Origin of the sequence: Roseivirga seohaensis subsp. aquiponti (assembly GCF_001267955.1) — a bacterium.
Lineage (GTDB): Bacteria > Bacteroidota > Bacteroidia > Cytophagales > Cyclobacteriaceae > Roseivirga > Roseivirga seohaensis.
This window is the reverse complement of record NZ_JSVA01000005.1, coordinates 44133-58764: the sequence shown is the minus strand read 5'-3', so window position 1 is coordinate 58764 and position 14632 is coordinate 44133. Positions and strand designations below refer to the sequence as shown.

12 protein-coding genes are annotated in these 14632 nt (G+C 38.7%); 1 reads left to right on the top strand and 11 read right to left on the bottom strand.

Annotation, left to right across the window (positions count from 1 at the left end; all coding sequences use genetic code 11):
• Positions 1–56 precede the first annotated feature (56 nt).
• The 5 genes from OB69_RS04455 to fbaA all read right to left on the bottom strand — a co-directional run bounded on the left by OB69_RS04455 (position 57) and on the right by fbaA (position 5759).
• Positions 57–662, bottom strand: a complete 606-nt coding sequence (locus OB69_RS04455; protein WP_053222500.1) for a rhomboid family intramembrane serine protease — start codon at positions 660–662, stop codon at positions 57–59.
• Complete coding sequence (locus OB69_RS04450; RefSeq protein ID WP_053222499.1) at positions 663–1637, bottom strand: polyprenyl synthetase family protein; 975 nt, start codon at positions 1635–1637, stop codon at positions 663–665.
• Positions 1597–3795: a ribonuclease R gene (gene rnr, locus OB69_RS04445; protein ID WP_053222498.1), complete on the bottom strand. Its 2199-nt coding sequence runs from the start codon at positions 3793–3795 to the stop codon at positions 1597–1599. Before rnr ends, OB69_RS04450 begins: the two co-directional genes overlap by 41 nt.
• Positions 3796–3865: 70 nt before the next feature.
• Positions 3866–4576: a 3'-5' exonuclease gene (locus OB69_RS04440; protein ID WP_053222497.1), complete on the bottom strand. Its 711-nt coding sequence runs from the start codon at positions 4574–4576 to the stop codon at positions 3866–3868.
• A 118-nt stretch (positions 4577–4694) separates the two neighbouring features.
• Positions 4695–5759: a class II fructose-bisphosphate aldolase gene (gene fbaA / locus OB69_RS04435; protein ID WP_053222496.1), complete on the bottom strand. Its 1065-nt coding sequence runs from the start codon at positions 5757–5759 to the stop codon at positions 4695–4697.
• A gap of 196 nt (positions 5760–5955) precedes the next feature.
• Here fbaA and OB69_RS04430 point away from each other — a divergent pair, with 196 nt between their 5' ends.
• Positions 5956–7419, top strand: coding sequence for a M28 family peptidase (locus OB69_RS04430; RefSeq protein ID WP_053222564.1), 1464 nt, complete (start codon positions 5956–5958; stop codon positions 7417–7419).
• 134 nt (positions 7420–7553) lie between these two features.
• Here OB69_RS04430 and OB69_RS18410 read toward each other — a convergent pair whose 3' ends face one another.
• The 6 genes from OB69_RS18410 to OB69_RS04400 all read right to left on the bottom strand — a co-directional run bounded on the left by OB69_RS18410 (position 7554) and on the right by OB69_RS04400 (position 14548).
• Entirely contained in the window at positions 7554–8090 is a 537-nt protein-coding gene (locus OB69_RS18410; RefSeq protein WP_053222495.1) for a LytR/AlgR family response regulator transcription factor, read from the bottom strand.
• Positions 8091–8208: 118 nt separating this feature from the next.
• Entirely contained in the window at positions 8209–10584 is a 2376-nt protein-coding gene (locus tag OB69_RS04420) for a carboxypeptidase-like regulatory domain-containing protein (protein ID WP_053222494.1), read from the bottom strand.
• A gap of 36 nt (positions 10585–10620) precedes the next feature.
• Positions 10621–11289: an outer membrane beta-barrel protein gene (locus OB69_RS04415; RefSeq protein WP_053222493.1), complete on the bottom strand. Its 669-nt coding sequence runs from the start codon at positions 11287–11289 to the stop codon at positions 10621–10623.
• A gap of 445 nt (positions 11290–11734) precedes the next feature.
• Entirely contained in the window at positions 11735–12472 is a 738-nt protein-coding gene (locus tag OB69_RS04410) for a LytR/AlgR family response regulator transcription factor (protein WP_053222492.1), read from the bottom strand.
• Positions 12473–12574: 102 nt separating this feature from the next.
• Positions 12575–14287 carry a tetratricopeptide repeat-containing sensor histidine kinase gene (locus OB69_RS04405; RefSeq protein WP_082338067.1) on the bottom strand — a complete coding sequence of 571 codons (1713 nt, stop codon included), beginning with the start codon at positions 14285–14287 and terminating at the stop codon, positions 12575–12577.
• A 72-nt stretch (positions 14288–14359) separates the two neighbouring features.
• Positions 14360–14548 (bottom strand): hypothetical protein, encoded by a 189-nt coding sequence (locus OB69_RS04400; RefSeq protein WP_053222490.1) that lies wholly within the window; start codon positions 14546–14548, stop codon positions 14360–14362.
• Positions 14549–14632: the final 84 nt, after the last annotated feature.

Genomic DNA, 14632 nt, shown 5'->3' with positions numbered 1-14632 from the left:
ATAAATTTATTCATAGCTAAAACACAAAAAAATATCTCTATTCCTACTTAATTGATTTAAAAAATAGCCTCTATAAAATATGAAAAGGTAGAAGGGCGAAGGAGTAATGTGAAGATAACGCCATAGATGGCACCAAAAAGATGAGCATCATGGTTAATATTGTCTGTATTTCGCTTACTCATAATAATGGAGTAAACAATAAAGAGTCCGCCTAGAATATAGCCTGGCAAACAGATGATGGCATAGAGACACAGGTCTCTAATCGGGTCAAACAGAATAAAGGCCATTACCAAGGCCGAAACCCCACCAGATGCCCCAAGTGAATTATAGTTGTAGTTATTTTTATGTTTTATCGTTGTGGGGATATTTGCTACAATAACAGCTGTAATAAAAAGAAGGATATACAGCACAAGGCCTAACTCTCCAAAGTAGGTATAGAATATTTGTTCTATTGCCAGTCCGAAAAAGTAAAGCGTAAATAGGTTTAAAAGTAAATGAATGCCATTGTTATGTACGAAACCTGAGGTAATGAGCTGATAATACTTCTTCTCATGAACAACAGTGTACGGATTAAGCATTAAACGCCTATGCAATTCCGGTCGCTCCCAAGCAAAATACGTGACCAAGCCAATTACGGCCATCAATATGTAGGTAACCTGCATTTAGTGTTCTCTATCAATTAAGTATTCTGCAAACCTCTTCAGCGAAGCTCGTTTTTCTTCTTCAATATCAAGTTGTTCCAAATCTGAAAAACCATGATCGAAGTATTCGTTCATTTTGGCTTTGGTTAAAGCTTCAATGCCAATGGCGTCATAAATAGTACGCACCGCTTCCACCTTAGCCACAGCATCAAACTTTTCTAGCCCCAACCAATAATCGAGTTGCTTTTTTTGATCTTCATTGGCCAATTCAAGTGCCTTTAGCAAAAGGAAAGTCTTTTTATTAGAAATAATATCTCCTCCTACCTGCTTCCCAAACTTGGCCTGATCACCATATACATCCAGCAAGTCGTCCTTCAATTGAAAACCAATGCCAATACTCACTCCAAAGTCATACAACAACTCAGCGTCTTCCTTTGAGCTTTGAGCAAGCATGGCGCCTAGCTTCAAGCTAAAACCTAAAAGCACTGCGGTTTTTAGCCTAATCATATTGATATAAGCCGACTCATCTACTGTAGCTAACGTTTCGAAATTCATATCCAGTTGCTGTCCTTCACAAACTCCAGCAGCACAAGCGTTAAAATCGTGTACTATTTGTTTAAGGTTGGCCGGAGCATCCAAAAGCATGTCGTAAGCTTTTACCATCATTACATCACCTGAAAGAATGGCGGTATTTGCATCCCACTTTTCATGCACTGTGGCTTTACCCCTTCGCAAAGGGGCATTGTCCATAATATCGTCATGCACTAGAGTGAAATTATGAAACACCTCCACAGCCAAGGCTTGGTCCACAACCGTTTCGGGATCGTCTTTGAAAAGCTTATAAGCCAAAAGCACGAGCAAAGGGCGCATTCGCTTTCCACCTAAAGACATAATATATCTTATAGGATCATAAAGCTCCTTTGGCTCGCTACCATAATTCCGTTCTTCTAGTCTTTTATTTATGAGCTGAACCAGCTCTAGGTGATTTTCGGTCATCCTCTGCAAATGTTAAATCGATGGTTCTTCTGTCAATGTCGGTAGCTTTTACTCTAACATCTACATTATCGCCAAGGGTAATGATTCTCTTGTTTCGTTTACCAATCACACGATAGTTTTGTTCATCAAACTCATAAAAATCATCTGTGAGGTCAGACATTCTTACCATGCCCTCACATTTGGTTTCGGTGATTTCCACAAAAATACCCCATTCTGTAACACCACTAACAATCCCTGCAAAAACTTTATCTTCGGCCATGGCCATAAATTCAACTTGTTTGAATTTAATAGAAGCACGTTCTGCATCGGCAGCGCGTTTTTCTCGTTCCGAAGCGTGAATACAGAGTTCTTCAGTTTCTTCTTTGTCTACCGATTTACCGCCATCCAAATAATGCTGGAGCAGACAATGCACCATCATGTCGGGGTAGCGCCTAATGGGCGAAGTGAAATGCGTATAATGATCGAAAGCCAAACCAAAGTGACCATTTTCGGCCGTGGTATATTTTGCTTTCGCCATAGTGCGGATGGCCAATTGTTGCAAAACGTTCTGCTCAGGCTTTCCTTCAATTTCACTGATTAATGCATTGAGTGATTTAGAAATCCCTTGACGTTCTACATCCAATTTATGCCCAAAGCGTACGGCAAAGTTTGAAAAGGTGTTCAACTTTTCAGGATCTGGATTGTCGTGGGTTCTGTAAACGAAAGTTTTTGGTTTGTCTCTTGTTCCTTTTTTAAACACAAATTCAGCCACACGCTTATTCGCCATGAGCATAAACTCTTCAATCAGCTTATGTGCATCTTTTCTTTCTTTCGGAGTAATACCTAATGGCTTACCGTTTTCATCAAGTACGAACTTTACTTCCACGGTTTCAAAATTCACCGCGCCATTTTTAAAGCGTTTGTCCTTTAAATGAAGTGCCAACTTATTCAAGTGATTGATATCTTCAGCAAAGTCACCCTCGCCAGATTCAATTCTTTCTTGGGCTTCTTCATAAGTAAACCTTCGGTCGGAATGGATGATGGTTCGGCCAAACCATTCGTTTTTGATATTGGCGTTTTCATCCAATTCAAACACAGCCGAAAACGTAAGTTTATCTTCATTAGGTCGAAGTGAACAAAGCCCGTTCGAGAGCCTTTCAGGCAACATCGGAATGGTACGATCTACCAAATACACCGAAGTAGCCCTGTTTACGGCTTCTTTTTCGAGTTCCGAATTTGGCGTTACATAATGCGTTACATCAGCAATATGAATTCCGACTTCCGTATTTCCGTTTGGCAGTTTTTGAACCGATAACGCATCGTCAAAATCTTTTGCATCGAAAGGATCAATCGTTACGGTAGTCACATTTCTAAAATCCCTACGTTTAGCAATTTCTGCTTTGGTAATTTTATCTGAAATGTTTTCGGCAGCGGTTTCTAGCCCTTCTGGAAACTCCAAAGGCAAGCCAAATTCGGCAATAATAGAGTGAATTTCAGCATTGTGTTCACCTGCTTTTCCAAGCACTCTGGTAACCACTCCCTCAGGTTTTTTATTCCTTTCGGGCCACTGGGTAATTTTCACAATGACTTTATCATTGTGTTTCGCACCGTTTAAGTCTTTTAAGTTGATAAAAATGTCGTAAAACATTTTCCTAAAATCGGAAATCACGAAAGCATATCGGCTCGACATTTCCAGTCGACCCACAAACTCATCGCGGTTTCTTTCCAGTACCTCAACAATTTTACCTTCAGCATGCTTTCCATGCTTTTTGTTCTTCAATACCACTTTGACTTTATCGTCATCCATGGCGCCATTGGTATCGTCTATCGACACCCAAATATCAGCGGTATCCTCATCACCACCATCGGGGGTTACGTAGGCAAACCTTGCGTTCACAAAATCGACTGTTCCTGTAATGGTTTCTCTTTCACTCTTATCGAGGGCAAAAGAGCCGTTACGTAGTTTTTTAATTGCGCCTATATCTTCCAATCGGAAAATGGCTTCAGTTACAATTTTCTTCGAGTTTTTATCTCTGACCCCAAGGGCCGTTAATATCTGCTTGATCTGATATCCTCTACCCGGATGTTCACCGAGGAAATCGAGGATGAGGGGCTGTACTTGTTTAGCTCCGCGATCGGAGCCATTTGTATTTGTTTGTTTTTTTCTTCTATTACCCATAAAGGGGTTATTTAATAATGTTTAAAAATATGCTAGAAATTAAGCAAAGGTGGGGAGAACATGAATCTTTCTAGATGATGAAAATGTCATCATTTTTTATTGCAGGAAATTGATTGAGCTTTAAAAATACCTGCGCGAGCACAATAACGTCCTTTTTACAGTATTTCGCAATTCTCTCCAAATCGTTTTCTTCGTAATACACTCTATTTACTTGACTTCCATCAATATCGTCTTTACTAGTGGGAATGTTTAAAATGGCTGCCAACAAATCCAATGAAGTAAAGTGTTTATAGTCTCCAAACTTCCACATTTCCATGGTATCTAAATGCGGAATTTCCCATGGCTTTTTCCCCGACATTTGAAGTGTTTTAGGCACTTCAATGCCGTTTATAATCATTCTTCGGGCGATATATGGAAAATCGAACTCCTTACCATTATGTGCACAAAGCCTTAATTTCTTCGATTTAAATTTTTCTTCTACTAAGGTTTTAAACTCGGTTAAAATTTCAATTTCATCGTGGCTAGATATGTCCTTCACCCTAAGCGAAAATCCATTTTCTTCTTCTTTAAAATAGCCCACCGCAATGGAAATTATTTTTCCAAATTCTGAATAAATCCCTGCTTGGCCATACAACTCGGCTGGAGATAGTTCATTTGGATTTCGTAAGAACGCAGCTTTTTTGGTCCAAAGCTTCTGCATTCTTTCGGGTAATTCATCAAAGCTTTTATAGGCTGCGGCTGTTTCTATATCCAGAAACAAAAGGTCGGAAAACTGTTTCATCCTTTTAAGATAACAAGTATTCTAACAATTATAATACTGCGCACCCGATAATTAGGGCATAAAAAAAAGCAACTACCACCTGTAGTTGCTCTCTTAACCTTAGTTTTTGAAATAAAGTTTAGTTTCTGTTCATGCAATTTAAATCGCTGAAGGCTTCCTCTAATCTTTTCACAATGCTTTCTTCTCCTTTTCTTAACCAAACACGTGGATCGTAGAATTTTTTGTTTGGAGAATCATCGCCTGTTGGGTTGCCAATCTGGCCCTGAAGGTAATCCTTCTTATCGTTGTAATAGCTGTGAACACCATCCCAGAATGCCCACTGAATGTCTGTATCAATGTTCATTTTGATTGAACCGTAAGATGTAGCTTCTTTAATTTCTGATGGTGCTGAACCAGAGCCACCGTGGAAAACGAAGAATACGGGTTTGTCTTCCGTATTGAATTTAGCTTTGATATAATCCTGAGAGTTTTTCAAGATTTCAGGCTTCAAAGAAACATTGCCTGGCTTATAAACACCGTGTACGTTTCCGAAAGAAGCGGCAATTGTGAAAATATCTCCTACTTGTCTTAAAGCGTCCCAAGCTTGAGCAACTTCTTCTGGCTGAGTGTACAGTCTTGAAGAATCTACATCTGTATTATCAACACCGTCTTCTTCTCCACCCGTAATTCCTAACTCTATTTCAATACCCATTTCAAGGGCATGCATTCTTTTGTAATATTCAACACTGATAGAAATGTTCTCCTCAAGTGTTTCCTCAGAAAGGTCGAGCATGTGCGTGCTGTACAATGGCTGACCATGTGTTTTGTAATATTTTTCACCGGCTTCTAAAAGGCCGTCAATCCATGGCAATAATTTTTTGGCAGCGTGGTCGGTGTGAAGAATTACAGGAACACCATAATGCTTGGCCATTTGATGCACGTGCATAGCACCAGAAATAGCACCTTGAATAGATGCATTGTAGTCGTCATTTGCAAGTGACTTGCCAGCATAAAAAGCGGCACCACTTACTGAAAACTGGATCATTACTGGTGAATTCACTTTGGCCGCAACCTCTAAAACTGAATTGATTGTGTTTGTACCAGTAACGTTTACTGCTGGTAACGCAAACTCATTCGCTTTGGCATAAGCTAAACAATCCTTAAGCTCTTGGCCATAAAGTACACCACTTCTGAATCTTGACATTTCTTTAAATTTATGCTGGTTAATTTTTGGGCAAAGAAACAAAATTAATCTATCTAAAGGAACTCAAAGGGGAAGGAATAAAGGATTTGAGCACTAGCCAGTTATAGATTGCATCATTTAATTCTGAACGATCGTGTAAAAGTGGCTACACTGCTCCGATTTCTTTTTTAACTTCCGCCTCCAAATTTTTATGACTATGAAAAAAACACTCTGCATACTCTTTAGCGCTGCGCTAGTCTTTACGGCCTGCTCACCAAAGGCCGATGACCAAGCCACGGTTTTCAAAAAAATTAATGAAGAAGTTTTGGCCAACTCTAAAGCCTACGAAACTTTAGGAGATGCCATTGAAACCATTGGCCACAGACTTACAGGTTCTGAAAATGGCGCTCAGGCCGAACAATACACTTATGACCTACTGAAAGGCTATGGCATGACGGACGTTCAGTTCCAACCATTTGAAGTAGAATCATGGTCGAGAGGAGATATTGATGTGCAGATTGGCGCCAAAGGCAAATTGGAAACTGTGCCTGCTGTTACTTTGGCACACTCTCCTGTTTCGGCAGATGTTACTGCTGAAATTGTAGACATGGGCAATGGCGTTGATGCTGACTACGAAGCAAGACCTGATGCCGTTATGGGGAAAATCGCTTTGGTGTATATTGGTACTTTGCCAGATAGCCCAAAAGGAACTCCTGGTTTACACCGTTCTGAAAAAACTGCTTTAGCCACTAAATATGGCGCTATTGGTATCATTATCATTAACCAAGTGGATGGAGGCGTTTTACTTACCGGAACAGCTTCGGTAACGGGTAGCCTTATTCCAATCCCTGCGGTGTGTATAGGAAAAGAAGACGGTATGGCCTTGAAAGAAACTTTGGCTTCAAAAAGCCAATTTGCTTCTATTAAAATGACCAACCAATCGGGATTAATTAAAGCGAGAAATGTGATTGCCACTATCAAGGGCTCAGAGTTTCCTGAGGAGAAAATTATTGTAGGCGGACATTTAGATTCTTGGGACCTATCAACTGGTGCAATCGATAATGGTATTGGTTCATTTGCTGTATTAGACATGGCTAGAACTTTCCAAGCCTTGAATTTGAAACCAAAAAGAACTGTTCAATTTGTAATGTTTATGGGCGAAGAAGAAGGTTTACTGGGTTCTAGATTTATGGTAGACGAAGCCATTAAAGATGGCACCATCGATCAAATTAAGTATGTAATGAATCAAGACATGTCGGGTAATCCTGCTGGATTTGGCACAGGCGGAAGACCAGAAGCCGAAGCTTTCTTTAAGGCTGTTGGAAAAGAAATCATGGCGATTGATTCTACTACCTACACCAACGCAGTTAGCAATGGTGCTGGGCTGCACAGTGATCATCAGCCATTTATGTTACAAGGAATTCCTTATACTGCACCAAGCTCAAGATTAGACCGCGCCATTTATGGTTGCTACCATGCCGATTGTGATTCCTTCGACTTAGTAAACAAAGAGCATATGGTAAACAATGTGCGTTTTAGCTCAATGATGCTTTACGCTTTGGCCAATGCCGAAACACTTCCTGCCGAAAAACTAAACGATGCCGAAACCAAAGCTTTCTTAGAAGGTCATGACCTTAAGCTGAAGCTACAAATTGGTGGTGATTGGAGATGGGAGGATTAAAAGAATTCACCTTGAAATTAAAAAAGCAAGGCCGTATGCCTTGCTTTTGACTCAACCTACTAAATATTAAGGCGGAAGTGCAAGCACTAGCCGCCTTTATACACACTCACCACACTGAATATTTTTAAATTTCATTATAATGATGTCTGTGTTTTGGTGTGAAGAATAGGGAATCTATCCAAAATATTCTTTCGTTGGTTTTTACTAAGCAAGACATCATATGGACCTACATGTAGCACGTTGCCGTTAATCTTGTGCAAATGTCTACTATTGATCAAGTGCTTTCTGCTTACTCTAATAAAGCTGCTGTCATTTAACTGTAACGAGAAGCTTTTTAGATTTGATGAAAGATGAAATTTCCTCGATTTGGTAAACACTTTTATATAGCTACCATCAGCCTCTACAAAGTATATATCTTGTTTTTCGATTCGTATGTGAGAATGCCTATCTGGAACAAAAATAGCCTCTACCAATACCTTTCCGTTGTCTTCTTCGTAATTTAAATTTGAAGAAAAACTGTATTCGAAACTCTCATATTCCATCCGAACACTTCCTTCGCTCAAATCACTAACATTAATAAGCTCCACCTCTCCCTTATTCTCTAAATCTTTAAAAAATGCTTTAATCTCATCAAGGTTTTTTCCGGGATTAAGCTGAAACACAACTTTCATTATTACAAGAATTAGCTTGGTTGAAAAAATAGACACTTAAACAAAAGGACAGGAATGCCCTAACAAGAGAAAAAAATAGGCAGACTCATAAAGCAAGCCTGCCTATTATTATAACAAATTAGTTATCTCCACCAACGTTTTCTAAACGAACACCGGTACCGTAGTCAACATTTTGATTAGTGGTCTCACCTCTTCTAATCGTCACGTTAATAATGTTACTCCCAGTATTAGGGTTCTTTTTATCAATATTCAAATTCTGCTTATAGCCAGCCCCATTATTAACAATCTCATTGGAGTTAAATGAATACTCTCCTGTGGAATTATTAAAGGTATCGTTAAATATCCACTGGAAGCCTGAACCGCCAACTCCTGCTATTCTAGGTGTAACAGTGACGGTTCTATTTGCATCATAGTCATCTCCGGTATTTAAAACAAAAGCGGTAAGATCTCCTTCCTCAGGATCATTAACGGCAACATTGACAACCATTTGAACAGCATTAAGATCGTTAATTCTAATGCTTGGAGTAGATTCGAAATAGATACCAGCATCAGTAGCAGCTCTAAATCCATCATTTTGAGAAGTCAAACCTCCCGCTCCATCTCTCTCTATGAACGAATTTAAAGTTACAGGTCCTATAGGAAATTGACTTGATTTTGAATAATATTCAACTTGATTTGACTGGTAAAGCGATACCTGTGAGCCACTTACAGAGCTACCTGTAATCTCGATAGAAGGTTCTATAGTATAACCTGTTCCAGAATTAGAAATATTCATATCATACCTATTATAAGTAGTAATTTCTAAAACAGCTTGCGTAGTAGCTCCGCCACCAACAAATGTTAGACTAGGAAAAGTAGTGTAGCTAGCATCAGGTGCATTATCTATAGTGAACCCATAAACAGAAAGATTAACATTTGGACGAACCACAGCATCAGCGCCAACACCTGTAACTACAATACCTATAGAATCTATTTTCTGTGTGATTATTTGTCTTGTATTTTTTGTAAAGTTAAAATCACCTTCCTCTATTAATATGGTTTCAGGGAGTGTTCCATCTGCCTGAGAAGTTATATTCTTCGATCCAAAGTTTATTACTTGATTCCCACCAAAATAAGCATAAGCCGTGAGCATTACATTTTGTTCATTTCCATATGCCGAACCATCTTCCTCTACATTTAATGAAGTTAAATAACCTTCTAAGTAGCCATACCCTACTGTATTACTACCTATACGCAACGATGGTGTTGAAGTATACCCTGCACCCGTAGACGTAAGTTTAAACCTAACTTGAGCTGCATTTGTAAAGCCATTTGAAAATATTGAGGTTTGTCCATTAATATCAGTCAAGTTAGTCCTACTGAAGTTATTAATATCAAAAGCCATTGGGGTGAAGGCCATTTCAAAGCCAGACCCTAATGTAGCGGGCTCATTGACTGACACTTCAAAACCAATCACATCGTCAACCTCTTCAGCAAGTACATTCAAATTAAACCTAGTCGGAACGGTTGCAATTTCAGCTGGGATATCATTCCCATCTCTTTCAGAAATAGCTAATGTTTGGTCAGTAGTTATCTCTGGGAAAATCAAATTGACAGAACTTGAATTTCCAGCAAGTGGAACTTTCAACTCATAATTCCCAGTTGTTGGGTCTATTTCTCCAACACCTAAGTTTCCTTCCGTTAAAGCCATTCCATTAACCGCTCCTAGAATAGGGTCTTGAAAAGCAATTACATCGTTGGTAATCAAGTAATTGCTGAGATCTGCGCTAACAACAGCTCCTGCAGGAAATTCAGGTGTATCATTAGTCAAATCGGTTTCAATTGTCACTGTTCCTGAAATTGTACCTACCTCATCGCTTGAAGTCATATCTGCAAATAAATTAAGGGCAAGTAGAGCAGTTGCTGGTTCTACAATAGTTGAAGTCCCTATAGAGAGCAGATTTAATCTATTAAAAAGTACATTGGCCCTAAAATCCAAGATAGCATCAGAAGAAACTGTAAGGGTATTGTTACCAACCACTACATCGGTAAATACAGCAGAACCATCAGCTCCTGTAGTTACTGCATCAGGAATAGAAGAAACTCTAACTTCTGCATCGGCCAGTGGCTCACCATCTCGATTATTCACGAGTACTTTAAACTCTGTAAACAATCCAGCAGCTCTATAGGCAGCTAAATAATTTGCCGCGCTTAGAGAATCTTCTTTTTGCGATAATGACTCTCTTAACATTTCAAGCTCTTTATTTAAAAGTGCTTGTAACTGAGCCAGCTCAGTATCTACATTGGCTTGAGCCGTTATGGCCGCCAAAGTAGCGTCAAGTTGTGCTTGAATTACAGCTAGCGCACGTTCATGGTCTTTAGCCGCTTTACTTTCAGCCAAATCGGCTTGTTCTTTGATGAATTCCGACTCGTCAAATTCATCACTACATGCACTTACCCCCATGACCATGGCCAGGAGCAGGCAAATAATTAAATTAATTTTATTCGTTTTCATGACTAATTAAGGTTATTAAAGTTTTCTAAAGTTGTGTTAATGGAAAATCTGGAATGAAAAATCGATACTCAGGCTGCTCATTCTAATGCTGCCCGCCATGTATTCTGGGGCAAAGCCTACCAAACTGCTCTCGTTGATTCCTTGCCTATAGCGTAAATCAATTCCGAAGGCGTTTGTCGCACCTGTAAATTCAAGGCCAAACCCGACTATAAAGCCATAGTTGCCTTTTTCGTAGTAATCCGATACATCTTGAATTAGCCCAGATGTAAACACGCGAGTTCCATCCGAAAAATTAAAGAGCTTGTCCTGATGTTCAGTCAAGTCAAAGGCATAAGCAAAGTAACCTCCGGCCAGAATTCGAGGAGTGAAATTCTCGGTTCTAAACGCACTGGGTGAAAAACGAAGCAGCACTGGAATATCTACTGTGCTGATTTGTACACCCCGATTGAATAGCTCAATGGAATTTACATTCCCTCCAATACTCGAATAATCCTGTATGGCGTTTCTTCTTACGCCCCCAAGCATGGAGTATTTTAATTCGGGTTGAAGATCAAGTGCGGGAGAGAGTTGGTACTTAAAGTAAGCACCGGAAGAAAATCCCAGCATCATGCCATTGAAATTGAAAGAGTTCAGTGTGGCGCCTCCAACAAAACCAATCGATAATTTATCGGTATTGTCAGAAGTGTTGCTTTCTTCCTGCGACATAGCTGAATTTGAAATAACTAAGCCACAGAAAGTCAAAATACATAAAGCGATTGCGCTTCTGTATTTACATAAAAAATTTAGGCGTTCATTTACTGATTTCATTGGTTCATGTTTTCAATGTTGACCGAAAGTATCTGATTGAAAGACATTTAGCTCAAATCAATTCATGAACCGTAAGATTCAGTTTGTGTACAACACAATATTTCGTTTTTAGTGTAATTGCCGTCTATAATATGATTATTTGAGGCATAACAAAAAAGTAAATATCAATACCTATAAATGGGTATATTTTGAATATCTGCCTTTTTAGTAGCTATCACACACTATAATGAAGGGAGGTTTTTCAGACTGAAATAAAAATTAGAGCTGACGTATTCAGGTTTTCTAAAGAGGAAAACCCTTATACCAAAAAATAACCGAGGCTAGTAATTATGATTCTCAGGGTCTATTTTGTTTTTAAGATTTTAAAGTGACTGAGAATTTCTTGTCGGTTGAGTTTAGAAAATTGAAATTCATACTCACCTAGATAAATGGTATTTCCGTTAATTCGTTCAACATAGGTTTTATTAACCAAGTGCTTTCTGGAAATGCGCACAAAACGAGAGTCCACAAATTGTTTGGTGAAATTCTTTAAGTTGGAAGAAATTTGATATTTTTTATCTCGGGTTAGAATTTTTATGTAAGAACCATCAGCTTCAACAGCATAAATGTCGCTACTGTTAATTCTAATGTGCATTTGGTTATCGGGAATGAAGATAGCTTCATTCGTAACCTTAAAATCATCATTCTTTAATTCATCTGTATTCTTCTTGTTTTCAAAATTCTTAATGGCCAAATCAATATTGATAACAAACTCTGATAACTTAAAAGGTTTAATCAGATAAGCCGCAGGGTGTGTTTCCATGGCCATTTTTACCATGGCCGATTCGCTATTGGCGGTTAAATAAACAACTGGAATTTGAAAATGAGAATAAACTTCCTTTACCACATCTATACCTGTCTTTTCCTGACCGAGGAGAATATCTACCACAAGTAGGTGAACAGTACGTTGGTTTAGGACTTCAACAATTTCAGTAGGGTCAAGAAAATTGCCCAGCACCTCGTAGCCAAGGCTTTCGAGCTTATCCTTAAGGTCTTCCGCAACCACAAGATTATCTTCGACTGTAATTATTGACTTTTTCATGCCTGCACAGTATCAAAAGTCTAAAATAAACAATAATTACTACTATTGAAGAAAGCCTGTTGAAACTGGTATTTCTTCTTGCGAACTAACCATTTCTTCATGTTAACTAAAATTCAACTGATACCTGAACTGTGAATCATTACTTATTTTTGATTTCCCCTTCAACTGCTTGGCTTGCAATTCCACCAACTTCTTCCCAAATGACTTTGAGTTTTGGTAAGCTTGTAAATCAAAGTTTTCTCCGTTGTCTGTATATTCCAGTGAAAATTTACCGGATTGCGCTTTTATAGAAAGACTGAACTCCGTTACCGATTGCTGAACATATTTTACGGAGTTGACAATTAGCTCATTGATGATGAGCCCAAGGCTGGTGGTTTTTTCTAAATCAAGTTTGATGTCATCAATATCCAATTGATACTTCACTTCGGTATCAGTAATGGAGTTAATGACTTCTGTGATGAGTTCTGAGATGTATACCTTCAAATCAATATCACCAATTTCTTCTTGGTCGTATAAAGAACGATTTAAAAGGGCGATGGCTTGAATCCTTCCTTGGCTTTGCTTCAAGGCGTATTTAGAAATTTCATCTTGAGCTTTGCCAGCCTGTAAACTCAGCAAACTGGAAATCATTTGAAGGTTATTCTTAACTCGGTGATTTTGTTCACGGACAAGGAGTTCGTTGCGCATTCTCAACTTTTTGTTGCGGCTGTTCAGCAACACAAAATAGATGGCCGACCCAAGTACTATAAGGGCAATAATGATGACCAAAATGAGCAAATTGGTGTTCTTGGTAATTATGGTTTGCTGAGCAGCAAGGAGCTCTTCTTGCTGGTTCAGTTGGTTTTCTCTTTGGTCAATTTCATATTCGCTTTGAGCTTCCTGAAGCATCAGCCTAGATTCCTTAAATGTTAGGTCATTCAAGCTGTCATGCATCATATCATATTTTACATAACCTTTGTAGTCACCTACCACATCTGCTAGGCTTTTCCCAAGCCAATAGTACTTAACTTTGTCTTTATTAATAGATTGATCAATAACCTTAGAACTCAATAACAAATATCGCTCGGCTTGTTGGGAGCTACCTACCTTCATATAGTACCAAGTGAGATTGTTCCAAATGGGAACTTTATCCTGTGCGGAATCAGCTTCTCGAAATAATAGTGCACTATCCAAAAATATCTTTGCTTCGACAAGTTGGTCAGAACGCAACAGAGCCTCACCCAAGTTATTATAGACCACAACTCTCTCTTCCTCTTTTAATCCCAAATTCCTTTTAAGAGCAAGACTCTCTCTAAAATTTTGAATAGCCAAATCGTAATCATCAAGTTCAAGGTTTGCATTACCTAAGTTATTCAACCAAATATGATAAGAATTACTTTCTGGCATTTGAGTTATAGCTTGTAGAAAACTAGCTTTGGCTTTTTCAAAACTATTCGTAGCCATATAGATAGAGCCTAAACTATTTAAAAACCGTCCCTTAATTATACTGTAAGCATCATTATCACCAATTAACTCCAAACCTCTTAAGTAAGTATTAATGCTTTTTAAGGGCTGATTTACATATCTGTAAGACAAGCCTAGGTTTCTGTAGCTTTTTAAAATATTTGCCGTGTCGTTTTGTTGTACCGCAAAATTCAGAGCGTCATTAAACTTAACTATAGCACTGTCGTAACTTTTTGACTTAGCAAAAGTAACCCCCTCATTTAAAAGCAAGGCTGCTGTTTGTTCTTGCCCCTTTAGTTCATATTGAATAAGTGATAGCAACCCCATCACTATCAAAAAAAACATTGACTTAATCTCTCTAAATATGTTCATTGCTTTCCTTAAGAAGAAACAATATAAAAAAAGCTCCTCTAAGAGGAGCTTTAATCTACTAATAATCAAACCCTAACCTACTTTTGTTGAATCTGTCTCCCATTCATCTTCTTCCTCAGTGCTCTTTATATCTTCCAACTGACCACTGCCTTCAGAACACTCAACGCTCATTGGGCGAATGTCTTCAGCGTGATCGGCACAAGCAATAACACCAAGTGAAACAATGAAGGCAATCAGCAATGTTTTTGATAGCTTTTTCATCTCGCTAGTATTTTGTTGTTGCTCCCCTCAGATTGCCCAATGATCAGTCGGGCGATTAGAGGTTCACAAATGCGAGTGAGTCTT

What these genes read in the sequence shown, in the direction of transcription:
- OB69_RS04455 (WP_053222500.1), bottom strand. Translation starts at nt 662, where the DNA reads ATGCAGGTTACCTACATATTGATGGCCGTAATTGGCTTGGTCACGTAT.
- OB69_RS04450 (WP_053222499.1), bottom strand. Translation starts at nt 1,637, where the DNA reads ATGACCGAAAATCACCTAGAGCTGGTTCAGCTCATAAATAAAAGACTA.
- rnr (WP_053222498.1), bottom strand. Translation starts at nt 3,795, where the DNA reads ATGGGTAATAGAAGAAAAAAACAAACAAATACAAATGGCTCCGATCGC.
- OB69_RS04440 (WP_053222497.1), bottom strand. Translation starts at nt 4,576, where the DNA reads ATGAAACAGTTTTCCGACCTTTTGTTTCTGGATATAGAAACAGCCGCA.
- fbaA (WP_053222496.1), bottom strand. Translation starts at nt 5,759, where the DNA reads ATGTCAAGATTCAGAAGTGGTGTACTTTATGGCCAAGAGCTTAAGGAT.
- OB69_RS04430 (WP_053222564.1), top strand. Translation starts at nt 5,956, where the DNA reads ATGAAAAAAACACTCTGCATACTCTTTAGCGCTGCGCTAGTCTTTACG.
- OB69_RS18410 (WP_053222495.1), bottom strand. Translation starts at nt 8,090, where the DNA reads ATGAAAGTTGTGTTTCAGCTTAATCCCGGAAAAAACCTTGATGAGATT.
- OB69_RS04420 (WP_053222494.1), bottom strand. Translation starts at nt 10,584, where the DNA reads ATGAAAACGAATAAAATTAATTTAATTATTTGCCTGCTCCTGGCCATG.
- OB69_RS04415 (WP_053222493.1), bottom strand. Translation starts at nt 11,289, where the DNA reads ATGTCGCAGGAAGAAAGCAACACTTCTGACAATACCGATAAATTATCG.
- OB69_RS04410 (WP_053222492.1), bottom strand. Translation starts at nt 12,472, where the DNA reads ATGAAAAAGTCAATAATTACAGTCGAAGATAATCTTGTGGTTGCGGAA.
- OB69_RS04405 (WP_082338067.1), bottom strand. Translation starts at nt 14,287, where the DNA reads ATGAACATATTTAGAGAGATTAAGTCAATGTTTTTTTTGATAGTGATG.
- OB69_RS04400 (WP_053222490.1), bottom strand. Translation starts at nt 14,548, where the DNA reads ATGAAAAAGCTATCAAAAACATTGCTGATTGCCTTCATTGTTTCACTT.